This is a genomic window from Micromonospora sp. AB353, from assembly GCF_049538395.1.
GTDB lineage: Bacteria > Actinomycetota > Actinomycetes > Mycobacteriales > Micromonosporaceae > Micromonospora > Micromonospora aurantiaca.
Genome location: NZ_JBMVFV010000022.1, coordinates 1 through 22,133, shown reverse-complemented (window position 1 = coordinate 22,133; position 22,133 = coordinate 1). Strand labels below are relative to the sequence as shown.

At 72.7% G+C, this 22,133-nt stretch carries 22 protein-coding genes; 9 read left to right on the top strand and 13 right to left on the bottom strand.

Features of this window, described 5'->3' with window-relative positions; genetic code table 11:
* Nucleotides 1-38: 38 nt before the first annotated feature.
* The gene (locus ACPCK6_RS12465) at nt 39-488 is read left to right on the top strand and encodes a VOC family protein (protein ID WP_396880993.1); all 450 of its coding nucleotides are present in this window, start codon (nt 39-41) and stop codon (nt 486-488) included.
* Between the two features lie 4 nt (nt 489-492).
* Here ACPCK6_RS12465 and ACPCK6_RS12460 read toward each other — a convergent pair whose 3' ends face one another.
* The gene (locus tag ACPCK6_RS12460; protein ID WP_423481173.1) at nt 493-1,164 is read right to left on the bottom strand and encodes a nucleotidyltransferase domain-containing protein; all 672 of its coding nucleotides are present in this window, start codon (nt 1,162-1,164) and stop codon (nt 493-495) included.
* 76 nt (nt 1,165-1,240) lie between these two features.
* On the opposite strand from ACPCK6_RS12460, the gene ACPCK6_RS12455 reads away from it, so the two are divergent.
* Entirely contained in the window at nt 1,241-2,155 is a 915-nt protein-coding gene (locus tag ACPCK6_RS12455) for an SDR family oxidoreductase (RefSeq protein WP_423481172.1), read from the top strand.
* Here ACPCK6_RS12455 and ACPCK6_RS12450 read toward each other — a convergent pair.
* On the bottom strand, nt 2,146-3,138 hold the full coding sequence (locus ACPCK6_RS12450; RefSeq protein ID WP_423481171.1) for a helix-turn-helix transcriptional regulator: 993 nt from the start codon (nt 3,136-3,138) through the stop codon (nt 2,146-2,148). The two genes, ACPCK6_RS12455 and ACPCK6_RS12450, sit on opposite strands and share 10 nt — an antisense overlap.
* A 40-nt stretch (nt 3,139-3,178) precedes the next feature.
* On the opposite strand from ACPCK6_RS12450, the gene ACPCK6_RS12445 reads away from it, so the two are divergent.
* Nucleotides 3,179-3,970, top strand: coding sequence for an EI24 domain-containing protein (locus ACPCK6_RS12445; RefSeq protein ID WP_396880997.1), 792 nt, complete (start codon nt 3,179-3,181; stop codon nt 3,968-3,970).
* 1 nt (nt 3,971) lies between these two features.
* On the top strand, nt 3,972-4,490 hold the full coding sequence (locus tag ACPCK6_RS12440) for an O-acetyl-ADP-ribose deacetylase (RefSeq protein WP_396880998.1): 519 nt from the start codon (nt 3,972-3,974) through the stop codon (nt 4,488-4,490).
* Here the strand turns inward: ACPCK6_RS12440 and ACPCK6_RS12435 are convergent.
* From ACPCK6_RS12435 to ACPCK6_RS12405, 7 genes are all read right to left on the bottom strand, one after another.
* A complete protein-coding gene (locus ACPCK6_RS12435) occupies nt 4,483-5,388 on the bottom strand; it encodes a GNAT family N-acetyltransferase (RefSeq protein ID WP_423481170.1) in 906 nt (301 codons plus the stop codon). The genes ACPCK6_RS12440 and ACPCK6_RS12435 overlap by 8 nt on opposite strands.
* 123 nt (nt 5,389-5,511) lie before the next feature.
* On the bottom strand, nt 5,512-6,519 hold the full coding sequence (locus ACPCK6_RS12430; protein ID WP_396881000.1) for a LacI family DNA-binding transcriptional regulator: 1,008 nt from the start codon (nt 6,517-6,519) through the stop codon (nt 5,512-5,514).
* Between the two features lie 19 nt (nt 6,520-6,538).
* The gene (locus tag ACPCK6_RS12425; RefSeq protein ID WP_423481169.1) at nt 6,539-7,906 is read right to left on the bottom strand and encodes a GH1 family beta-glucosidase; all 1,368 of its coding nucleotides are present in this window, start codon (nt 7,904-7,906) and stop codon (nt 6,539-6,541) included.
* Nucleotides 7,903-8,736, bottom strand: coding sequence for a carbohydrate ABC transporter permease (locus ACPCK6_RS12420; protein WP_030504579.1), 834 nt, complete (start codon nt 8,734-8,736; stop codon nt 7,903-7,905). The genes ACPCK6_RS12425 and ACPCK6_RS12420 overlap by 4 nt, the downstream gene beginning before the upstream one ends.
* On the bottom strand, nt 8,733-9,722 hold the full coding sequence (locus tag ACPCK6_RS12415) for a carbohydrate ABC transporter permease (protein WP_013288789.1): 990 nt from the start codon (nt 9,720-9,722) through the stop codon (nt 8,733-8,735). The genes ACPCK6_RS12420 and ACPCK6_RS12415 overlap by 4 nt, the downstream gene beginning before the upstream one ends.
* Nucleotides 9,723-9,792: 70 nt before the next feature.
* Nucleotides 9,793-11,100, bottom strand: a complete 1,308-nt coding sequence (locus ACPCK6_RS12410) for an ABC transporter substrate-binding protein (protein ID WP_120572942.1) — start codon at nt 11,098-11,100, stop codon at nt 9,793-9,795.
* Between the two features lie 179 nt (nt 11,101-11,279).
* Entirely contained in the window at nt 11,280-12,035 is a 756-nt protein-coding gene (locus tag ACPCK6_RS12405) for a maleylpyruvate isomerase family mycothiol-dependent enzyme (RefSeq protein WP_396881002.1), read from the bottom strand.
* A 70-nt stretch (nt 12,036-12,105) separates the two neighbouring features.
* Here ACPCK6_RS12405 and ACPCK6_RS12400 point away from each other — a divergent pair, with 70 nt between their 5' ends.
* Nucleotides 12,106-13,197 carry a UDP-N-acetylmuramate dehydrogenase gene (locus tag ACPCK6_RS12400; RefSeq protein ID WP_423481168.1) on the top strand — a complete coding sequence of 364 codons (1,092 nt, stop codon included), beginning with the start codon at nt 12,106-12,108 and terminating at the stop codon, nt 13,195-13,197.
* 188 nt (nt 13,198-13,385) lie between these two features.
* Here ACPCK6_RS12400 and ACPCK6_RS12395 read toward each other — a convergent pair whose 3' ends face one another.
* Together ACPCK6_RS12395 and ACPCK6_RS12390 are read right to left on the bottom strand one after the other, a co-directional pair.
* A complete protein-coding gene (locus tag ACPCK6_RS12395) occupies nt 13,386-14,168 on the bottom strand; it encodes a class I SAM-dependent methyltransferase (RefSeq protein ID WP_396881004.1) in 783 nt (260 codons plus the stop codon).
* Nucleotides 14,168-14,932, bottom strand: coding sequence for an SDR family NAD(P)-dependent oxidoreductase (locus ACPCK6_RS12390; protein ID WP_396881005.1), 765 nt, complete (start codon nt 14,930-14,932; stop codon nt 14,168-14,170). The genes ACPCK6_RS12395 and ACPCK6_RS12390 overlap by 1 nt, the downstream gene beginning before the upstream one ends.
* A 171-nt stretch (nt 14,933-15,103) precedes the next feature.
* Between ACPCK6_RS12390 and mshA the strand changes: the two genes are divergently transcribed.
* The 3 genes from mshA to ACPCK6_RS12375 all read left to right on the top strand — a co-directional run bounded on the left by mshA (nt 15,104) and on the right by ACPCK6_RS12375 (nt 18,114).
* Nucleotides 15,104-16,465 (top strand): D-inositol-3-phosphate glycosyltransferase, encoded by a 1,362-nt coding sequence (gene mshA, locus ACPCK6_RS12385; RefSeq protein WP_396881006.1) that lies wholly within the window; start codon nt 15,104-15,106, stop codon nt 16,463-16,465.
* Nucleotides 16,466-16,516: 51 nt separating this feature from the next.
* Nucleotides 16,517-17,050 (top strand): type III secretion system chaperone family protein, encoded by a 534-nt coding sequence (locus tag ACPCK6_RS12380; protein WP_396881007.1) that lies wholly within the window; start codon nt 16,517-16,519, stop codon nt 17,048-17,050.
* A 164-nt stretch (nt 17,051-17,214) separates the two neighbouring features.
* Complete coding sequence (locus ACPCK6_RS12375) at nt 17,215-18,114, top strand: hypothetical protein (RefSeq protein ID WP_423481201.1); 900 nt, start codon at nt 17,215-17,217, stop codon at nt 18,112-18,114.
* 383 nt (nt 18,115-18,497) lie between these two features.
* On the opposite strand, the gene ACPCK6_RS12370 is transcribed toward ACPCK6_RS12375, so the two are convergent.
* Both ACPCK6_RS12370 and ACPCK6_RS12365 read right to left on the bottom strand, forming a co-directional pair.
* The gene (locus ACPCK6_RS12370; RefSeq protein WP_423481167.1) at nt 18,498-19,748 is read right to left on the bottom strand and encodes an MFS transporter; all 1,251 of its coding nucleotides are present in this window, start codon (nt 19,746-19,748) and stop codon (nt 18,498-18,500) included.
* Between the two features lie 80 nt (nt 19,749-19,828).
* Nucleotides 19,829-21,154 carry an MDR family MFS transporter gene (locus ACPCK6_RS12365; RefSeq protein WP_423481166.1) on the bottom strand — a complete coding sequence of 442 codons (1,326 nt, stop codon included), beginning with the start codon at nt 21,152-21,154 and terminating at the stop codon, nt 19,829-19,831.
* A 151-nt stretch (nt 21,155-21,305) separates the two neighbouring features.
* On the opposite strand from ACPCK6_RS12365, the gene ACPCK6_RS12360 reads away from it, so the two are divergent.
* On the top strand, nt 21,306-22,073 hold the full coding sequence (locus ACPCK6_RS12360; protein WP_423481165.1) for a phosphoglyceromutase: 768 nt from the start codon (nt 21,306-21,308) through the stop codon (nt 22,071-22,073).
* The last annotated feature ends 60 nt before the right edge of the window (nt 22,074-22,133 follow it).

The following is a 22,133-nucleotide window of genomic DNA, read 5'->3' as shown; positions in this document are numbered from 1 at the left end:
CACTATAACTGGTTACACCAGCTGACCACGGAGGACACATGGCGCGGGACTGGAAACTCGTCATCGACTGTGCCGACCCGATCGGGCTGGCCCGCTTCTGGGCCGAGGCGCTCGGCTACCAGGTCGAGGACAACAGCGTGCTGATCGAGCGGCTGGCCGCCGCCGGTGCGGTGCCGCCGGAGGCGTACGTCGAGGTGGACGGCCGCAAGGCGTGGCGCGAGCTGGCGGCGGTACGCCACCCGGACGACCCGGTCGACCCGGCCAGCGGCACCGGGCTGGGCCGGCGGTTCCTGTTCCAGGCCGTCCCCGAGCCCAAGCGGGGAAAGAACCGCCTCCACGTCGACCTGCACGTCGGCCCGGAGGGGCGGGCGGCCGAGGTGAAGCGGCTGACCGCGCTCGGCGCGACGGTGCTGGCCGAGGTCGCCGACCGGGGCGGCGAGCACACCACGATGGCAGACCCGGAGGGTAACGAGTTCGACGTGCAGTGACCGCTCAGCGCGGCAGGTACGCCGCCCGGACGGCGAGCAGCCACCGTTCCACTGTCTCCTCGTCCGGGCGCTCCGGCAGCGGCGAGCGGGTCCGGTCGAACTCCGCCTCGGCGGCCGACACCAGGGCCTGCGCCTCGTCCAGCGCGCCACCGGCGACCCGTTCGCCGAACGCGCGGAACCACTCCGGGTCGACGAGGCGGATCTCCAGTACGCCTGTCGCGTACAGCGCCCGGCCCTGGTGCAGCAGCCGGGCCAGGTGCCGGGCGTGCTTCGCCGAGCGTCGCCGCCCGCCGCTGTCCGCCGGAGCGGTGGCGAGCTTGCGGAACTGCTGCGAGGCGTACCCGAGGTAGGCGTCGCGGACCCGGGGCGCGCTGAGGAACGCCGAGCGGATCGCGATCAGCTCCTCGCCGAACCCGGTACGTGTCTCGTAGCAGTCCTCGGGCAGCCACATCAGCTCGGTGGCGGTCGGGTTGCCGCTCAGCGCCAGCAGCGCGTACTTGCGGGCCTCGTGCAGCGTGACGTCCGGGTCGGTGGTGACCACCGACTCGCGCGGCGGGCGCAGGCCGTGGAACGCGACTGTGGGCGCGGCGAACACGCCGATCCGGTCGGTGTCCGAGCCGGGACCGGCCAGCCCGTACGCGACCGAACCGACGATCCCGGACAGCAGCAGGTGCATACCGGTGATGATCGCCTATTCGGTTCGTTCGGGAAACCGGACTTCCGCTGTCAGGTATCGCTGACACGGTGATCCCATGAACTCACCACTGACCGGAACTGTCGCGCTCGTCGCGGGCGCGACCCGGGGCGCCGGCCGGCAGATCGCCGTGCAGCTCGGCGCCGCCGGGGCCACCGTCTACGCCACCGGCCGCACCACCCGCGAGCGCCGCTCCGAGATGGACCGGCCGGAGACGATCGAGGAGACCGCCGAGCTGGTCACCGCCGCCGGAGGCACCGGCATCGCCGTCGCCGTCGACCACCTCGACCCCGAGCAGGTACGCCGCCTGGTCGAGCGGATCGACGCCGAACAGGGCCGCCTCGACGTGCTGGTGAACGATGTCTGGGGCGCGGACCCGCTGATCACCTGGGAGAAGCCGGTCTGGGAGCAGCCGCTCGACGCCGGTTTCCGCACGCTGCGGCTGGCTGTCGACACGCACATCATCACCAGCCACTTCGCGCTGCCGCTGCTGATCCGCAACCCGGGCGGGCTGGTCGTCGAGGTCGGCGACGGCACCAAGGAGCACAACGACAGGGAGTACCGCCTGTCGGTGTTCTACGACCTGGCGAAGGTGTCGGTGAACCGGCTCGGCTTCAGCCAGGCGCACGAGCTGGCCCCGCACGGCTGCACCGCCGTCGCGCTCACGCCGGGCTGGCTGCGTTCCGAGGCGATGCTCGAACACTACGGCGTCACCGAGGCCAACTGGCGCGAGGGCGCGACTACCGAACCGCACTTCGTCATGTCGGAGACGCCGGCGTTCGTCGGGCGCGCGGTCGCCGCCCTGGCCGCCGACCCGGACCGGGCCCGCTGGAACGGGCAGTCGCTGGACAGCGGCGGCCTGGCCCAGGTGTACGGATTCACCGACGTCGACGGCAGCCGCCCGCACTGGGCCCGCTATTACGAGGAGGTGGTCAAGCCGGGCAAGCCGGCCGACCCGGACGGCTACCGCTGATCGTCGGACGGCGGATCGGTGTAGAGCGCCGCCGCGCGGCGGGCCGCCTCGGCGAAGCGTGCCCGCAGCCGCGGCGGCGCCAGCACCTCCACCTCCGGGCCCAGCGCCAGCAACTGGCCGTACGCGACGTCGACCGACTCGACGGGCAGCCGCAGCACCAGCCGGCCCTGCTCGTCCGGCGGCCCGGCCGCGTCCACCGCCTCGGTGTAGACGAACGGCGCGTCCACCAGGCGCCGCAGCGCCCGCAACCCGGCCGGGCCCAGCCGCACCGTCACCCGCTCCCGCAGCAGCTCCCGCAGGAACGCGCCCGCCTGCTCCCGCCAGTACGCCCCGAGGTCGAAGTCCTCGTCCCGCTCGAAGTCGTCGGTGCCCACCTCGACCGCCACCACCCGGTCCACCCGGTACGTCCGCCAGCCGTCGCCGACCCGGCCGACCAGGTACCAGACCCCGTTCTTCAGCACCAGCCCGTACGGCGCCAGCGTGCGGGTCACCTCCCGGTCCCCGCGCCGGTAGCGCAGCTCCACCATCAGGTCCCGCCAGACCGCCCGGGCCAGCTCGGCGAGGGCCGGCGGCGGCGCGGTCTCCCGGAACCAGCCCGGCACGTCGAGGTGGAACCGCTGCCCGGTGCGGGCCGGCGCGTCCCGCAGGCTCGGCGGCAGCGCGGCCAGCACCTTCAGCTCGGCGGCGGCCACGGAGTCGGCCAGTCCCATGTCACCGGCGGGTCCGGGCAACCCGGCCAGGAACAGCGCCTCGGCCTCGTCCCGGCTCAACCCGGTCAGCCGGGTCCGGTAGCCGCCCAGCAGCCGGTAGCCGCCGGCCCGGCCCCGGTCCGCGTACACCGGGACACCGGCGGCGGAGAGCGCCAGCACGTCCCGGTAGACGGTCCGCTCGGACACCTCCAGCTCGCGTGCCAGCTCGGCGGCGGTCATCGTCTCCCGCGACTGGAGCAGCAGCACAAGCGAGATCAGCCGGGACGCACGCACCCGCCCATTGTGGTGCACCTGCCCACTAGGCTGTGCCGTCGTGAACGCCTCCCGTACGATCGCGCCGGTCACCGGCGCGGCCTCCCGCTTCCTCGGCGGCGCCGGGCTGCTGCTGCGCGGCTTCGGCATGTACGTCCGCAGCCCGAAGCTGATGCTGCTCGGCGTGATCCCGGCGCTGATCACCGGCGCGCTCTACGTGGCCCTGTTCGCCACGCTGCTCTACTTCGTGGACGACCTGGCGGGCTGGCTCACCCCGTTCGCCGACGACTGGTCGTCGCCCTGGCGCGGGCTGCTGCGGGTCGCCGCCGGGCTGGCGGTGGTCGGGGTCGCCGGGCTGGTCGGGGTGCTCACGTTCACCGCCGTCACGCTCGTCATCGGTGACCCGTTCTACGAGGCGATCTCGGAACGGGTCGAGGACCGGCTCGGCGGCACCCCCGGCGCGGTGGACGTGCCGTTCTGGTCCTCGCTGCGACGCAGCCTCGCCGACTCGCTGCGCCTGGTGGCGCTGTCCGCGCTGATCGGCGTACCTCTGTTCGCCGCCGGTTTCATCCCGGTGGTGGGACAGACGGTGGTCCCGGTGGTCGGTGCCCTGGTGGGTGGCTGGTTCCTGGCGCTGGAGCTGGTCGGCGCGCCGTTCTACCGGCGGGGGATGCGGCTGCCGGACCGGCGGGCGCGGCTGCGGGCCGACCGCCCGACAGCGCTCGGTTTCGGGGTGGCGGTCTTCCTGTGCTTCCTGATCCCGCTCGGCGCGGTGCTGGTCATGCCGGCCGCCGTCGCCGGGGCCGCGCTGCTGGCCCGCCGCTCGCTGGGCCAGCCGATCGAGGAGAGCTGAGATGGACACCGTCCTGATCGAGGGGGACATCACCGCGCAGCAGGTCGACGCGATCGTCAACGCCGCCAACTCGTCGCTGCTCGGCGGCGGGGGAGTGGACGGCGCGATCCACCGGCGCGGCGGCCCGGCGATCCTGGAGGAGTGCCGGGCGCTGCGCGCCTCCCGCTACGGGCGCGGGCTGCCCACCGGCCAGGCCGTCGCCACCACCGCCGGCAACCTGCCCGCCCGCTGGGTGGTGCACACGGTCGGGCCGGTCTTCTCGCCGGGCGAGGACCGGTCGGCGCTGCTGCGCGACTGCTACGCCAACAGCCTGCGCGTCGCCGACGGGCTGGGCGCCACCCGGATCGCGTTCCCGCTGATCTCCGCCGGGATCTACGGCTGGCCGGTCGACGACGCGGTGGCGCAGGCGCTCACCGTGCTGCACGCGGCCACCCCGGAACACGTCACCGAAGCCCGGCTGGTGCTGTTCGGCGCCGACACGTACGCGACAGCGGTGCGGGTGGCCGCCGGGCTCAGCTGAGCGTGCGCCGGCACGACCACTGGCTGTCCACCGGCCGGTAGCCGAGCCGCTCGTTCACCGCCAGCATCGGCACGTTCGCCTCGTCGTTCGAGGTGTACGCGGTGCGTACCCCGCGAGCGGCGGCGGTGTGCAGCGCGGCCTGCTTGGCCAGCCGGGCCAGTCCGCGTCCCCGGTACGCGGGCAGCGTGCCGGTGAAGTCCGACCACATCCGGTCGCCGTCCCGCTTGACCAGGCTCAGCGCGACCAGGTCGCCGTCCACCTCGGCGAGCGTGCTCGCCTCCCGGTCCAGCCCGGGGTTGTCCCAGCACTCGTGCCGCCACAGGTCGAAGTCGAGCGCATCAGTCGGCACGTCGCCCGGTTCGTCCCGGGAGGCCTCGGCGTCGACCCGGTGCACCTGACGCGGGTCGAGCCCGGCGGCGGACACCAGCCGTACGCCCGGCGGCGGCTGCGGCATCGGCGGGGCGGTGCTCAGGTCCAGTGCCGAGTAGCGCAGCTCCCGGCTCGGCGTGAAGCCCTGCCGCTGCGCGAACGGCAGCGACTCGGTACGCGCATGGGTCAGTACCCGCGTGGTGCCGAGCGTCCGCAGGTGGTTGAGCGCGGTGTCGAACAGCGAGGTGCCGGTGCCCCGGCGGCGGTGCTCCGGATGGACGTGCAGCGTGGCGATCTCGCCCACGCCGGGCGTCGAGGTCTGCGTGTTGCGGTACGCCGACGCCCAGCCCACCACCTGCCCGTCCGCCTCGGCGACCCAGGCCGCCCAGTCCTCGCCCGGCGGTGGTTCGGCGATCATGCGGCGGGTCGACTCGACGCCGCGCACCAGATAGGGGAAGACGAGCGCGCGCAACGCCACCACGGCGGGCGCGTCGTCGGGGCGGGCAGGGCGGATCTCGGCTGCACTCATCCGGCGGACCCTAGCCCCGCCGCTCTCCGCGCCGCGACCGGTTAACGCGCGGCGGGCTGTCACCCGGCGGGCTGTTAATAGGGGCCCCCTCCTCTACATGAGGCGTTAAGAGGGGGCCCTTCCTTACGCGGACTCGCGCAGCACCAGCTCGGTGGGCAGCACCAGCGCCTGCTCGACCTGCTCGCCCGCGGCGATGCGCAGCAGTTGCCGGGTCATCGACCGGCCCAGCTCCACTATCGGCTGCCGCACCGTGGTCAGCGGCGGCTCGGTGTACGCGGCCGTCTCGATGTCGTCGAACCCGATCACCGCCACGTCCTCGGGCACCCGCCGCCCGGCCTCCCGCAGCGACCGCAGGGCGGCGTGCGCCATCAGGTCGGAGGCGGCGAACACGGCGTCCAGTTCCGGGTCGGCGGCGAGCAGTTCGCGCATCGCGGCGGTGCCGGACTCGCGGGTGAAGTCGCCGTACGCGACCAGTTCCGGCAGCCCGGCCTCGGTGATCGCGCTGCGGTAGCCGATCAGCCGCTCGATTCCGGCGACCATGTCCTGCGGCCCGGCGATGGTGGCGATCCGCCGACGTCCGCTCGCGATCAGGTGCCGCACCGCCGCGCTGACGCCGCCCTCGTGGTCGACGTCCACGTACGGCACGTCGGCGCCGTCGAGCGGCCGCCCGCTGCACACCACCGGGATGCCGAGCCGGGCCAGCCGGCCGGGCAGCGGGTCCTCGCCGTGCAGCGAGGCGAACAGCACCCCGTCGACGTGCCGCCCGGTGGTGTACCGCTCGACCCGTTCGTGCCCGGCCGGCGAACCGGCGAGCATCAGCACGAGCTGCTTGTCCGCCGCCTCCAGCTCCTGTGCCGCGCCCCGGATGATGCCCGGGAACACCTGGTCGTCGGAGAACACCCGGGTGGCCGCCTCGGGCATCACCAGCGCGACCGAGTCGGTCCGCTGGGTGACCAGGCTGCGGGCGGCGAGGTTCGGGACGTACCCGAGTTCCTCGACCGCCCGGCGTACCGCCTGCCGGATCGGCTCGGCGACAGTGGTCGAGCCGTTCACCACCCGGGAGACGGTGGCCCGGGACACGCCGGCCAGCCGGGCCACCGCCTCCAGGGTCGGTCGCTGTGCCGTCGTCATCCCCGTAACCACCACCTCGTCACAGCCCGTTCCGGGCGATCACCTCCTGGTACCAGCGGGCGCTGTGCTTTGGTGTGCGCCGCTGGGTCAGGTAGTCGACGTGGACGATCCCGAACCGCTTCCGGTAACCCTCGGCCCATTCGAAGTTGTCCAGCACCGACCATACGAGATAACCGCGCAGGTCCACGCCGCGGGCGATGGCTTCGTGTGCCGCGCGCAGGTGCCCGTCGAGGTAGGCGACCCGGTCGGCGTCGGCCACCCTGCCCTGCTCGTCGAGGCCGGTGTCGGGGAACGCCCCGCCGTTCTCGGTGATCATCAGAGGTAGTCCGGGATGGTCGGCAGCCACGCGTTCCAGCAGCCGGGTCAGCCCGGCCGGCTCGATCGACCAGCCCATGTCGGTCAGCGGCCCGGCCGGCGGCAGGAACTCGACGGTCCCGGCGGTCCCCGGGTACGCGTCGCCGCCCGCGCCGCCCGCACGCCCGGCCACGTAGGTGGGTGCGTAGTAGTTCAGGCCCAGCAGGTCCAGCGGCGCGGCGATCAGCTTCTCGTCCCCGTCCCTGATGAAGTCCGGCGTGACGATCCGGCTGACGTGGGCCAGCACGTCCGCCGGGTAGCCGCCGCCGGTGAGCGGGTCCAGGAAGATCCGGTTGTGCAGGCCGTCGACCAGCCGGACCGCCTCGGCGTCGGCGGCGCTGCCCGCGTCCGCCGGCTGCACGTCGGCCAGGTTGAGCGTGATCCCGAGCGTCTCCGCGCCGGCCGCGCGCAGCGCCCGTGCGGCCAGGCCGTGGCCGAGCAGCAGATGGTGTACGGCCCGGAACGCGTCACCGGCGTCGCGGCGTCCCGGCGCGTGCACCCCGGAGCCGTACCCGAGGTAGGCCGAGCACCACGGCTCGTTGAGCGTGGTCCAGGTGCGGACCCGGTCGCCGAGGCGGCCGTGCACGGCGAGCGCGTACTCGGCGAAGTGCTCGGCGGTCTCCCGGACCGTCCAGCCGCCCCGGTCCTCCAGCGCCTGCGGCAGGTCCCAGTGGTAGAGCGTGACGATCGGGTCGAGGCCGGCGTCCAGCAGCGCGTCGGTCAGCCGGTCGTAGAAGTCCAGCCCGCGCGGCTCGGCCGGGCCGGTGCCGTCGGGCCGCACCCGGGGCCAGGACACCGAGAACCGGTACGCCCGCAGCCCCAGCTCGGCCATCAGCGCGACGTCCTCGGCGTACCGGTGGTAGTGGTCGCAGGCCACGTCGCCGGTGTGGCCGGCGAACACCGCGCCCGGCGTACGGCTGAAGGTGTCCCAGATCGACGGGCCGCGACCGTCGTCGCGGGCGGCGCCCTCGATCTGGTACGCGGCGGTGGCCCCGCCCCAGACGAAGCCCTCCGGGAATCGGACGTTGCTCATGCCTTGACCGCACCTTCCATGATCCCGCCGATGATCTGGCGGCCGAAGACGATGAACACCAGCAGCAGCGGCAGCGTGGCGATGGCCGTGCCGGTGAACACCTGCGACATGTCCTGGTAGTACCCGTCGGAGAGGGCCCGCAGCGACAGCTGGACCGTCGGGTTCTCCGGGTCGTTCAGCACCGCGTACGGCCAGAGGAAGTCGTTCCAGGTGGTCATGAACGTGAGCAGGCCGAGGACGGCGGCGGCCGGGCGCAGCGCGGGCAGCACCACGTTCCAGTAGATCCGCGCGGTGTTGCAGCCGTCCATCCGGGCCGCCTCGATCAGCTCGGTGCTCACGGCCTGGCCGGCGTACTGGCGCATCATGAACACGCCGAAGCCGGTGACAAGCGCCGGCACGATCACGGCGGGCAGCCTGTCGTTCCAGTTCAGCTTCGTCATGAGCAGGTAGAGCGGGATCACGCCGAGCTGGGTGGGGACCATCATGGTGGCGACGATGACCAGCAGCAGCGCGTTGCGCCCGCGGAAGCGCAGCTTGGCGAACGCGAACCCGGCCAGCGTGGAGAAGAACACCACCGAGATCGTGACTGTGGTGGCCACGATCGCCGAGTTGATCAGGCCGGTCAGGAAGTACGCGTCGGTGTTGTCGAACAGCCGGGCGATGTTGGCGCCGAGGTTGCCGCCCGGGGTGAGCGGCGGCGGCACCTGGCCCATCGTGTCGCTGGTCCGGCTGGCCACCACGAACATCCAGTAGATCGGGAAGATCGACAGGACGGCGGAGAGCGTCAGCGCCAGGTAGGTGAGCCGGCTGGCCGACCAGAGGCGGGTCATCGGGAGACCTCCTTGCGGGAGCCGCCGCCGAGCCGGCGCAGGAGCAGGACGTTTATCGCCGCGACCACAGCGATCAGGGCGAAGAGCAGCCAGGCGACGGCGGAGCCGTAGCCGAAGTTGTAGTGCGGCGCGAAGGCGTTCTCGAACATGTACATGGTCACCGTCTGCGACTCCCGCAGCGGCCCGCCGCGGATCGCGTTGGTGCCGGAGTTGAACATCCGCGGCTCGGTGAAGAGCTGGAGGCCGCCGATGGTGGAGATGATGACCGCGAAGATGATCGTCGGCTTGAGCAGCGGCACCGTGATGGACCAGAACTGGCGGGCCCGGCCGGCGCCGTCGATCGCCGCCGACTCGTACAGGTCGCGGGGGATGGCCTGCATGGCGGCCAGGAAGATGAGCGCGTTGTAGCCGGTCCAGCGCCAGTCGACCATGGTGGAGATGGCGACCCACGCGGCGAACCGGTTCGCCTTCCAGTCGATGGCGTTGATCCCGACGTGGTCGAGCAGCCAGTTGATCATCCCGAACTCGCGGCCGAACAGCACCGCGAACACGATCGCCACGGCGGCGGTCGAGGTGACGTTCGGGATCAGCACCGCCATCCGCCAGGTGGTCCGGGCGCGCAACTGCCGGTTGAGCAGGTTGGCCAGCCAGAGCGCGGCGAGCAACTGGGGCACCGTGGAGATCACGAAGATGCCCAGCGTGTTGACCACCGAGTGCCAGAAGTCCGAGTCGGCGAGCAGCTGCGTGTAGTTGTCGAAGCCGATGAACGGGTGCTCGGCGCCGAGCAGGTCCCAGTCGTGCAGCGAGACCCAGAACGTGTACGCCAGCGGGTACGCCCCGAAGACGCCGAACAGCAGGAAGAACGGGGCGATGAACAGGTACGGCGAGTACTTGGTGTCGATCCGGCTGAGCCGGTTGCCCAGGCCGGGACGGGTGGGGCGGGGTGCCGGTGCGACCGGCGGGCGGGCGTCGAGCTGGACGGCCATGACCCGGGACTCCTTTCCGCCGTGCGGGCGGCCCCCGTGGCCGGGTGGCCGCCCGCACGCGCTGCTCGGGTTACTTGGCGGCGGCCTTCTCGGCGTTGGCGACCGCGTCGGTCCAGCCCTGCTCCGGTGAGCGCTTGCCCAGCTCGACGCTGCGGACGGCGTTCTCGACCTCGGTGCGTACGGCCTGGTTCTTCGGTCCCATGTAGACCGGCTTCAGGCTCTTGGCGCCCTCGGCGAAGATCTTCCCGACCGGCGCCTCGGAGAAGTAGGCGTTCTTCGAGTCGATGATCGCCGGGTCCTCCAGCGCCTGCGGCGAAGAGGGCAGGGGACCCTTCGCCTTGAACGCGCCGATCTGACCCTTGGCGCTGGTCAGGAACTTGGCCAGCTCGATCGCCTCGGCCTGGTGCTTGCTCTGCTTCGGCACGGCGAGGAACGAGCCGCCCCAGTTGCCGCCGTTGCCGGGGATCTGGGCGATGTCCCACTTGCCCTTGGCGGCGGCGCCCGCGTTGCCCTCGATCACGCCGGTCATCCAGGCCGGGCAGGCGATGGTGGCGAACTTCGACTGCTTGAACGCCGACACCCACTCCTCGGACCAGGAGCCGTACTTGCCGGACAGCCCCGAGTCGATGATGTCCATCGTGGTGTCGTACGCCTGCTTCACCGCCGGGTTGCTGCCCACGACCAGGTTGTTGCCGGTGTCGTAGTAGCTGTAGCCGCTGCTGTTGCCGGCGGTCTGGAGCAGGATCGTGTTGAACGTGTTGGTCGCGGCGTCCAGGAACGACGCGCCGGTCTTCTTCGCGGTGAACTGCTCGCCGACCTTGATGTAGTCCTGCCAGGTGGGCCAGAGCTTGGACACGGCCTCCCGGTCGGTGGGCAGACCGGCCTTGGCGAACAGGTCGGTGCGGTAGCACATCGCCATGCCGCCGACGTCAGTGCCGAGGCCGATGAGCTGCTTGCCGTCGGCGGTGAGGCCCTGGTTCCACTTCCAGTCGAGGAAGTTGCCCTTCAGGTCGGCCGCGCCGTGGTCGAGCAGGTTGACGAAGTTCTGCGGGTTGGCCTTGTACTCGACGAGCAGGCCCTCCTCGATGGCGACCACGTCACCGGCGCCCTTGCCCGCGGCGAGCCACTGGGTGAGCTTCGGGGAGTACTCGTCGAGGTTGCCGCCGGTGCCGCGCTCGACGATCTTCACGCCGGGGTGGCTGGCCATGTACTCCTGGTAGAGATCGGCGTAACCGAACTGGCCGAAGACGTCGACGGTGAGCGTTATCGGCCCGTCGGCGGCGGCATCGTCGCCGCCGCCGCAGGCGGTGGTGCCGAGCAGCGCGGTGGCGGCGACCACTGCAACCGCCGCCAGGCGGCGGCGCGTGAAGGTGAGCATGCTGTCCTGACCTCTCGGGGTCGTCGAAACGGGTGGTGGAAGGCGGTTCCGGAACTAAGAGAGCGCTCTCACGACAGCGTGGTGGAGGGTCCCGGACCTTGTCAAGAGAGCGCTCTCAGAGCTGTTCGAAAAGAAACGGAGAGGGACGGCCGCCGCCCCTCTCCGTCCGGTGCCCGTCGTCAGCCGACCCGCAGGCCCCCCAGCAGGGCCGGGTCGCCCGCCACGTCCAGCGCGTCGAAGCTGATCCGGCCCATCAGCGCCAGCAACAGGTCGCTCGCCGTACCCGACACCTGCGCCCGCGCGCGGTGGTCGTCGTGGTCGAGGATCGTCGCGGTGTCCAGCAGCGCGACCCCCTCACCCCGCAACCGCAGGTACCACTCCTGCGCCGCGTCGGTCGCGTTCAACTGCACCACGCCGCGCCACTGCCCGGGCTGCACCCGCCGTCCCGCCGGCAGCCAGGTGTCCAGTACCTCGCTCACCCCGTCGGCCGCGAGCTTCGCCTCGATCGGATCACCCGCACCGATCGCGAGCTGGGCGTCCCAGCGGTGCACGGCCGTCTCGTGCGCCATCCGGCGCGGCCAGAAGGCCGCCTTCTTCGGCTGGGGCGCGAAGTTCCAGGCCGGCGCCTCCGGATCCGTCGCCTCCAGCAGCGCGGTGATCCGCTCGTACTCCTGCGCGTACCACTGCGCCGCGGTCAGACCCGCCGGCGGCTCCGGGTCGTGCCGCTCCGGGCGCGTGGTGCCGCCCGTGGACAACACGGTGCCCGCCCAGACGTACACGCGGGTCAGGTGATGAGCGAGGTCGGTGACAGTCCAGCCGGGACAGGACAGCACGGGTGTCTCGGGCGGCGCCTCGGCCACCGCCGCGGCGAAGGCGGGGCCCTCCGTACGCAGCGCGCCGATCCAGAAGTCCTTCGTGTGGTGCAGTCTGCTCATCGCCATCCTCCCGGGGGTGACCGGGCCACCAGTGGGTGCTCCGGCTACCCCTCAGCCTAGGGTGAAAGGCGTGTCAGACGTCTACGCCGAACCGGCTACTGCCGGTGAACCGACCGATCCGGCCACCCTGGCGCGCTACACCACGCTCCGGCTCGGCGGACCCGCCGGGCGGCTGGAGACCGCCGAGGACGCCACCCAGATCGTGCTGAAGGTGCAGGAAGCGGAAGCCCGCGAGCAGGCCGTCCTGGTGCTGGCCGGCGGCAGCAACGTCGTGATCGGCGATCAGGGCTTCCCCGGCACCGTCGTGCTCGTCCGCTCCCGGGGGTTCCGGGCCGTGGCCGAGGACGGCGACACCGTCACGGTACGTGTCGAAGCCGGCGAGCCGTGGGACGACCTCGTCGCCGCCACCGTCGAGCACGGCTGGTCCGGGCTGGAGTGCCTCTCCGGCATCCCCGGCTCGGCCGGCGCGACCCCGATCCAGAACGTCGGCGCGTACGGCCAGGAGGTGGCCGAGACGATCGTCGCCGTCGAGGCGTACGACCGGACGGAACGCCGGGTGGTCCGCATCCCGGCCGCCGACTGCGGGTTCGTCTACCGCGGCAGCATCTTCAAGTACAGCGACCGCTGGGTGGTGCTCACCGTCGACTTCCGGCTCACCCGGTCCCCGCTGTCCGGCCCGGTCCGCTACGCCGAACTGGCCCGGGCGCTCGGCGTCGAGGTGGGCGACCGGGTGCCGCTCGCCGACGCCCGCGCCACAGTGCGCAAGCTGCGTGCCGGCAAGGGCATGGTGCTCGACCCGGCCGACCCGGACACCTGGTCGGTGGGCTCGTTCTTCACCAACCCGGTGCTGCCGGGCGAGGTGTTCGAGCAGATGCGGGAACGCGCCGCCGACGTGGGGGAGCCGCCGCACTGGCCGGGTGCCGACGGCGCGGTGAAGGTCAGCGCGGCGTGGCTGATCGACAAGGCCGGGTTCGGCAAGGGGTACGCGGGCCCGGAGGGCGTCGCCATCTCCAGCAAGCACACGCTGGCGCTCACGAACCGTTCCGGCACCGCCAGTACGGCCGCGCTGGTGGCGCTGGCGCGCGAGATCCGCGACGGCGTCCAGTCCCGTTTCGGCGTAACCCTCCACCCCGAGCCCGTCCTCATCAACTGCACCATCTGACCCCCCTCGCCCCGGCGATCAACGCGCCGATGGTCCGGGGAGGGCTCCGCGGGAGGGTGGTTCTGCCGATCTTGGAGTTGTGGCACCTCGTGAAATGCGCTTACCGGGCATTCGAGGCGCCACAAGTCCAAGATCGGCGGGGCGGGGCGGGGCGGCGGGCGCGGGCGGGCGGCGGGGTGGCGGGTGGGTCAGCGGGGAGCTACGGCGGGCCAGGGGAGTGTCAGGTAGCCGTGGCGCCACGTGCGGGGGGTGTCCTGGATCGGCCAGCCTGACTCCTTCACCGCCTCGACCGTCCGCAACCAGCGCTGCCGGGGGCCGAACGGGGCGTAGCCGGCGGCCGAGCGCCACGCCTGCTCCAGCGCCTCGATCAGGTCGTGGACGCGTTCACCCGGCACGTTGCGGTGGATCAGCGCCTTCGGCAGCCGCTCGGCGAGCGTGGCAGGGCTCTCCAGCGTGGTCAGCTTCGCCGACAGGGTGAGCGTGCGCGGTCCGGTGGCGTCGAGCAGCACCCAGGAGCCGAGCCGTCCCAGCTCGTCGCAGGTGCCCTCGACCAGCAGCCCGTCCGGCGCGAGCCGCCCGGTGACGGTGTGCCAGGCGTCGGCCACCTCGCTCTCGTCGTACTGGCGGAGCACGTTGAACGCCCGTACCAGCGCGGGACGCAGTCCGGCCAGCTCGAAGCCGCCCCTGGCGAACGTCAGCCCGGGCGGGTCGGCGGCGGGCAGGGCGTCGGCGACGCGTACCGGATCGATCTCCAGGCCGACCACCCGCACGTCGGCGCGGACGCCGGCGGCCAGCCGCGCGCGCAGCTCGACCGGGGTGACCGGGGTGGCGCCGTAGCCCAGGTCCACCACGAGCGGGTCGGCGGCGGCGCGCAGCGCGTCGCCGCAGGTCTCGACGATCCAGTTGTCCACCCGCCGGAGCCGGTTGGGGTTGGTGGTGCCCCGGGTGGCCACGCCGAGCGGACGCTCCATTAGGACGTCCGGTGCACCTTGTGCTGCGCGGCCTGGGCCAGCGGCCGGACCACGAGCTGGTCGATGTTGACGTGCTGCGGGCGGGTCGCGCACCAGGCCACGCAGTCGGCGACGTCGTCGGCCACCAGCGGTTCGGCGACTCCGGCGTAGACCGCCTCGGCCCGGTCGGTGTCACCGCCGAAGCGGACCAGGCCGAACTCCTCGGTCTTCACCATGCCGGGGTCGATCTCGATCACCCGGACCGGGCGGCCGCACAGCTCCAGCCGGAGCGTGCCGGCGATCGCGGTCTGCGCGTGCTTGGCGGCCGTGTAGCCGCCGCCGCCCTCGTAGACCACGTGCCCGGCGGTGGAGCTGACGATCACGACCGTGCCGGCGCCGGAGCGCTCCAGCGCCGGGAGCAGCGCCTTGGTGACGCGCAGCGTGCCGAGCACGTTGACGTCGTACATCCATTGCCAGTCGCCCACGTCGGCGGTCTCGACCGGGTCCAGGCCGCGGGCGCCGCCGGCGTTGTTCACCAGCAGCGTGACCGGCCCGGGGGCGGCCTCGGCGGCGGCGGCCAGGCCGGCCACCGACTCGTCCGAGGTCACGTCGCAGGCCACCGCTGTCGCCGCGCCGCCGGCCGCCTCGATCTGGGCGACCAGCGCGGCCAGCCGGTCGGTACGCCGGGCGGCGGCCAGCACGTGGAATCCCTCGGCGGCGAGCCGGCGGGCGGTGGCCGCGCCGATCCCGCTGGACGCCCCGGTGACGATGGCGACTGAAGTCATCCGGACATTGTCTCCCGCCGCCGGGCCGTGCGGCGGGATGAGGTCCGTCACGCCCGGGACCCGGCGGAAAGCATTTCCGTACCCCGATGGGGAAGATGACATCCGGCACACGGGTTGACCGAGAAGCGCCGGTCGTGCGGGACGGCATCAACCGTGACAGAGGGAGCGGACGTGGCGGATTTGCACACCGGTGTCGGTCGTCAGCGAGGTGCCCTTCCGTGGCCGCGGCCCCGCCGTATCGCCACCCTGTCGGTGCACACGTCGCCGCTGCACCAGCCCGGCACCGGTGACGCGGGCGGCATGAACGTCTACATCCTTGAGGTGGCCCGGCGGCTGGCCGAGGCCGACGTCGAGGTGGAGATCTTCACCCGGGCCACCGCCGGTGACCTGCCCCCGGTGGTCGAGGTGGCGCCCGGGGTGTCCGTCCGGCACGTCACCGCCGGGCCGCTCGAGGGGCTGACCAAGGAGGAACTCCCCGGTCAGCTCTGCGCCTTCACCGCCGGGGTGCTGCGGGCCGAGGCGGCCCGTCCGCCGGGCCACTACGACCTGATCCACTCGCACTACTGGCTCTCCGGCCAGGTCGGCTGGCTGGCCAAGGAGCGCTGGGGCGTACCGCTGGTGCACACCGCGCACACCCTGGCCAAGGTCAAGAACGCCCGCCTGGCCGCCGGGGACCGTCCCGAGCCGAAGGCCCGGGTGATCGGCGAGGAGCAGGTGGTCACCGAGGCGGACCGGCTGGTCGCCAACACCCGGGTGGAGGCCCGCGACCTGCTCGACCGGTACGCGGCCGAGCCGGACCGGGTGGCGATCGTGGAACCCGGCGTCGACCTGGACCGGTTCCGTCCCGCGGTGGGTGACCGGGACGCCGCGACCCGGGCCGCGCGCCGCCGGCTCGGCCTGCCGACCGACGGTTACGTGGTCGCGTTCGTCGGCCGGATCCAGCCGCTGAAGGCGCCGGACGTGCTGGTGCGCGCCGCCGCCGCGCTGCGCGAGCGGGATCCGGCGCTGGCCGACGAGTTGACCGTGGTGATCTGCGGCGGGCCCAGCGGCAGCGGCCTGGACCGGCCCACCGCCCTGATCGAGCTGGCGCACGCGCTCGGCATCGCCGACCGGGTGCGTTTCCTCCCGCCGCAGACCGGCGCGGACCTGCCCGCCCTCTACCGCGCCGCCGACCTGGTCGCGGTGCCGTCGCACAACGAGTCGTTCGGCCTGGTCGCGCTGGAGGCCCAGGCGTGCGGCACGCCGGTGCTGGCCGCCGCCGTGGGCGGCCTGGTGACGGCGGTACGCGACGGCGTCAGCGGCATGCTCATCGACGGGCACGACCCGGTCGACTGGGCCCGCGCGCTGGCCCGCCTGCTGCCCGATCCGGTACGCCGTGCCGCGCTGGGCCGCGGCGCCGAGCGGCACGCCCGGGACTTCTCCTGGCACCGCACCGCCTCCGGCCTGCTCGCTGTCTACGGGGAGGCGATCACCGAGCACCGGGCCCGGCTGGCGCGGCGGCTCGGCGAACCGGCCGCGCTGTGCTCCTGGTGATCGCCAGCGGCCACCGGGCGGCCCCGGTACGCCGGTCGTAGAGTGGGTGCGATGAGCCGCAGGAGTGAGGTCGCCGCGCTGATCGAGTCCGTCTGCGCGGAGCGCGAGCTGGAGTGGGAGTCCACCGGCGAGGCGTCGTACGCGGTGACGCTGCCCGGCACGCACAAGCTGAAGACGATCTGCAACCTGATCGTGGGTGAGCACGCGCTGCGGGTCGAGGCGTTCGTGATGCGCCAGCCGGACGAGCGCCGCGAGGAGCTGTGGGCGTGGCTGCTCCAGCGCAACGCCCGCATGTACGGCGTCTCGTTCTCCATCGACGCGGTCGGCGACGTCTACCTGACCGGGCGGGTCAACCTGGCCGGGATCGACGCCGACGAGCTGGACCGGCTGCTCGGTTCCGTGCTGACGTACGCGGACGAGTCGTTCGACAGCATGCTGGAGATCGGGTTCGGCACCGCCATCCGCCGGGAGTGGGAGTGGCGGGTCAAGCGCGGCGAGTCGACAGCGAACCTGGCCGCGTTCGCGCACCTCTTCGAGCCTTCCGCCGCTGCCGGATCGTCCGCCGGAGGTTCGGAGTCCTCCTGACGGGTATGCCGCCCCGCGCGGTGCGGAGCACTGGGACCCACCGCGGGCCGAGGACGGACTGTCGAGGAGCGTGTCCCATGGCTCAGCGCAACAGCTCAGGTCGCGGCACGACTGCGACCCGGACCAAGCGGCAAACCGGCAATCAGACGCCGAACACCCCGAGGGTGTCGGAGTCGGCGATCTCCCGGATGAAGGTGGACGACCTCCGCAGCCAGCTCAAGCGGCGCGGGGTCTCCGGGATCTCCGCGCTGCGGAAGCCGGAACTGGTGAAGACCCTGGCGCGAACGATGCGCGGGGAGGGCGGTGCCGCCCGGCGGAGCACCGGCCCGGCCGGTCGGCCGTCGGCGACCCGCAAGAGCACCGCCGCGAAGAAGACGACTGCGGCGAAGCGGACCACGTCGGCCCGCCGGAGCGCCACGTCGCCGGCGAAGGCCGCGCCGGCCGCACGCGCCACCGGCGCCCGGGCCAAGGCGACGGGTACGCGCAAGGCGGCGCCCGCCCGCGCCAAGGCGACCTCGGCTCGGGCCAAGGCGACGTCGGCTCGGGCGAAGGCCGCGCCCGCTCGGGCGAAGGCAGCCCCGTCGCGGGCGAAGGCGACTCCGTCGAGGGCCAAGGCCGCTCCTTCGCGCGCCAAGGCGGCCCCGGTGCGGGCCAAGGCGGCACCGGCCCGGAAGGCGCCGGGCGCGCAGGCCGCGCCGACCCGTGGGCCGGCGTCCAGCCGGTCGATCGGATCGTCGCAGCTCATCACGTCGCTCGCGGACCGGCCGGAGCGTCCGGGCCGGAGCCTGGTCACCCGGAACCACGAGGTGATCCAGCGCTGGGCGCGGGCGCGGGGCGCGAAGCCCGCCACCATCGCGGGTACCGAGCGCGAGGGCCGGGCCGGGGTGCTGACGTTCAACATCCCCGGGTACCGGGAGAGCAGCCGGATCCGCGAGATCACCTGGGACGACTGGTTCCGCACGTTCGACCTGCGGCGGCTGAACCTGATCTACCAGGAGCAGATGCGGGACGGCCGGCAGAGCAACTTCTTCCGGACCGAGAACCCGAATCGCGAGGACGGCTGAGGTTTACGGGAATGGCCGGCGGGAACGCCGTGTTTGCCATTCCAGGGACGACGACACGGACAGCCGGGTTTCCGACCCGGGTGCTGTGACGGGCAAGACAGCGTTCTGGGTTGAATCCGGAATCCGGGCGAACTAACTTTATTGCACCGCGTCACGCTTGTTTTCGTTCGGGGGAGCGGTGGATCGATCAGATCCGCGCAGGCGAGACGCGAAGATCGGGTGGAGCACACCGTTGGGGGACGGTGCCGCCCGTGGAACCGGCGGCGCGAGCGGGCGACGCTTACGGGGGTGAGTGTCGCCCGCCGCCGCCGGGCGTACGGTACGAGCGCCCATCTCGACGGGGGTCGGGGTGGGCGCTCTGCCGTTGTCATCTTCCGAGCCCGTCAGCGGGCGGACGTCACCGGTTCCGCCGCCGCGGCCCGCAGCGCGGCCACCCGCCGCTCCCGGCGCGGCCCGGCCAGCAGGTGCCCGGCGGCGGCCAGCAGGCCGAGCGCGCCCACCACCAGCCAGTGCCGCTCGCCGAGGTGTTCCAGGCTGAGCCCGCCGAACGCCGGCGCCACGAACGACGCCGCCGGGAACGTCAGGTAGAACACCGACTGGTAGCGGGCGCGCAGCTCGGGCGGTGCGAGGTCCGCGTTGATCTGGGCGTTCGGCGGCGCGGCGAGCATCTGCCCGACCGTCCAGACCACCGCCGCGCCGAGGTAGAGCGGCAGCCCGTCGGCCACCGTCAGCGCGCCGAACCCGAGCGCCATCAGGCCGGTGGAGACGGCCAGCACGCTCGACTTTCGGTACGGCTCGATGAGCCGGGGCACGAACAACTGCCCGACCACGATGAGCGCCCCGCCGAGCGCCACCACCAGTCCGTACGCCGACGGGCGCAGACCGTCCTCGCGCATCGCCAGCGGCATGATCGTGGAGGTCTGCATGGTCAGCACGGCCAGCAGGAACGTCAGCCCGACGAACACCAGGAACGTGCGGTCGGTGAGCGCGGTGTGCAGCCCGGGACGGCGTCCCACCACCGCCCGTGGCGTGAGCGCCGGCCGCCGGGTGAGCGTCTCCGGCACCTTCAGCGCGATCACCACCGCCGCCGCCAGCGTGGCTCCGGCGTCGACCAGGAACAGCGCCGTGAAGCTCGCCTCGGCGAGGATCCCGGCCAGCAGCGACGCCACCGCCATGCCCAGGTTGAACGCCCAGAACTGCAGGTTGAACGCGCGGGAGCGGCGCGCCTCGGGCACCACGTCCACGATGGCGGCCACGAACGCCGGGCTGGGCATCGAGTGCGCCACCCCGACCAGCGTGGCGAGTACGGCGATCGCCGCCAGGTGCGTGCTGAACGCCAGCGCCGTCATCAGGGCGGCGGCGGCCAGGTGGGCGGCGAGCAGCGTGGCCCGCCGTCCCCACCGGTCGGCCAGCACACCGCCGAGCAGCGTGCCGGCCGCACCACCGATCCCGTACGCGCCGACCACCAACCCGGCCAGCGACGGCGGTGCGCCCCGCGCGGCGGTCAGGTAGAGCGACAGGAACAGCAGCGCGAACGCGCCGGCCCGGTTGATCAGCAGGCCGGACCAGAGGTACCAGAACGTGGCCGGCAGTCCGCCGGCCGTGTCGTCCCACCAGCGCCGCAGGCCGTGCACCAGTCCTCCAGGAAGGTTTCCTTACCGATTCCGTCCCGTACCGTATCCGCAGCCCTCGGGGCGGCTGCGTCGGGGCGTACTCAGGAACCGGCCCGGACCGGCGTGGCGGGTGCGGTCGCCGCGGCCTCGCCCGCCTCGGGCGCCGGGGCGGCGGTGGCGGTGACCGGCGTGACGGGCGTGCCCACGGCGCGCAGCGCGACCGCGCGGCGCTCCCGGGCCGGGCCGGAGATCAGGTGGGCGACCGCCGCCACGACGCCGATGCCCGCGCAGCCGAGCCAGAGCGTGCTGTTGCCGGCGTGCTCGCGGACCAGGCCGCCGAGGATCGGCGCGGCGGCGCCGGCGAGCTGCCAGGACAGCGAGAAGACGCCCTGGTAGCGGCCGCGCAGCGCGGCCGGGGACAGCTCCGCGATCAGGGTGGCGTTCGACGGCGAGTTGAGCATCTCGCCGACGGTCCAGATCAGCACGGTCAGGCCGTAGAGCCAGACCGTGTCGGCGAACGCGGTGAGCCCGAACCCGGCGCCCATCACCAGCGCCGCGAGCGCCAGCACGTGCGAGCGGCTGCGGCCCTTGATGACCCGGGGTACGAACAGCTGGCCGACCACGATGAGCACGCCGTTCAGCGCGATCACCGAGCCGTACGTGGCGGGGCTGAGCCCGGAGTCGCCCATCGCGATCGGCAGCATCGAGATGTGCTGGAGGAACACCAGCGCGGCGAGCAGGTTGAGCGCGACGAAGCCGAGGAACACCCGGTCGGCGAGGATGGTGCGCAGCGCCCCGGCCGGCGCGGGCATCCCCTTGACTCCGAGCGCGGTGACCGGGCCGCGGGTCTCGCCGACCTTGGCGAAGATGATGAGCGCAGTCACGAGTGTGGTGGTGGCGTTCACCAGGAACAACAGCAGGTAGCTGCCCTGGGCGGCGAAGCCGGCGAGTACGGCGGCGCAGGCGAAGCCGAGGTTGATCGCCCAGTAGTTCAGCGAGAAGGCGCGCAGCCGGTCCTTGTCCGGCACCACGTCGACCATCATCGCGCCGAAGGCCGGACGGGCCGCCTCGGCGAACGCGCCGAGCAGCAGCGCGCCCACGGCGACCGCCCAGAGCGGCCGGGCGAGGCCCAGCGCGATCATCATGCCCGCCGCGCCGACGTGCGCGACGAGCAGCGTGGGCCGCCGTCCCCAGCGGTCGGTCAGGGTGCCGCCGATGGTGGTGCCGACCGCGCCGCCGGCGCCCCAGAGGCCGATCACCAGTCCGGCCTGGGAGGCGGAGAAGCCGCGTTCCTGGGTCAGGTAGATGGCCAGGAAGATCAGGACGAACGAGCCGAGCCGGTTGATCAGCGTGCCGGCCCAGAGGTACCAGAACGTCCGTGGCAGGCCACCCGCCGTGTCCTGGAACCAGCCCCGTACCGTCCGCATCCCGACGCCCCCCGAATGGTAATGACCGATCTCTTTAAGACGCCTTACAACCTAGTGCCGGGCCGGAGTCTGGGTCATCAGGTTTTCCACGTGGTGGTCGTCACCACAGGTCGCCGCGTGTCCGCCCGCGCCGTACGGCAGGATGATCGGCATGACTGCGAGCGAGGGGCCCACCGTCGGGACGCTGGTCCTGCTGCGGCACGGCGAGAGCGACTGGAACGCCAAGAACCTCTTCACCGGCTGGGTCGACGTCGACCTGACCACCAAGGGAGAGGCCGAGGCGCGGCGCGGCGGCGAACTGCTGCGCGAGCACGACCTGCTGCCGGACGTGGTGCACACGAGCCTGATGCGCCGAGCCATCCGCACCGCCGAACTGGCGCTGAACGCCGCCGACCGGCACTGGATCGCGGTGCGCCGGTCGTGGCGGCTCAACGAACGCCACTACGGCGCCCTACAGGGCAAGGACAAGAAGCAGACCCTCGACGAGTACGGCGAGGAGCAGTTCATGCTCTGGCGCCGCTCGTACGACACACCGCCGCCGCCGATCGACGACGCCGACGAGTGGTCGCAGGTCGGCGACCCCCGGTACGCGCTCCTGCCGACCGAGCTGATGCCGCGCACCGAGTGCCTCAAGGACGTCGTCGAACGGATGCTGCCCTACTGGTACGACTCGATCGTGCCGGACATCCTGGCCGGCCGGACGGTGCTGGTGGCGGCGCACGGCAACTCGCTGCGCGCCCTGGTCAAGCACCTCGACCAGATCTCCGACGACGCGATCGCCAAGCTGAACATCCCCACCGGCATCCCGCTGCGCTACGACCTGGACGCCGACCTGCGTCCGCAGGTGCTCGGCGGGACGTACCTGGACCCGGACGCGGCGAAGGCTGCTGCCGCCGCCGTCGCCAACCAGGGCCGCTGAGCCTGGGTGTAAGGAAGGGCCCCTTTTTAACGCCTGCGGTAGAGGAAGGGCCCCTTATTA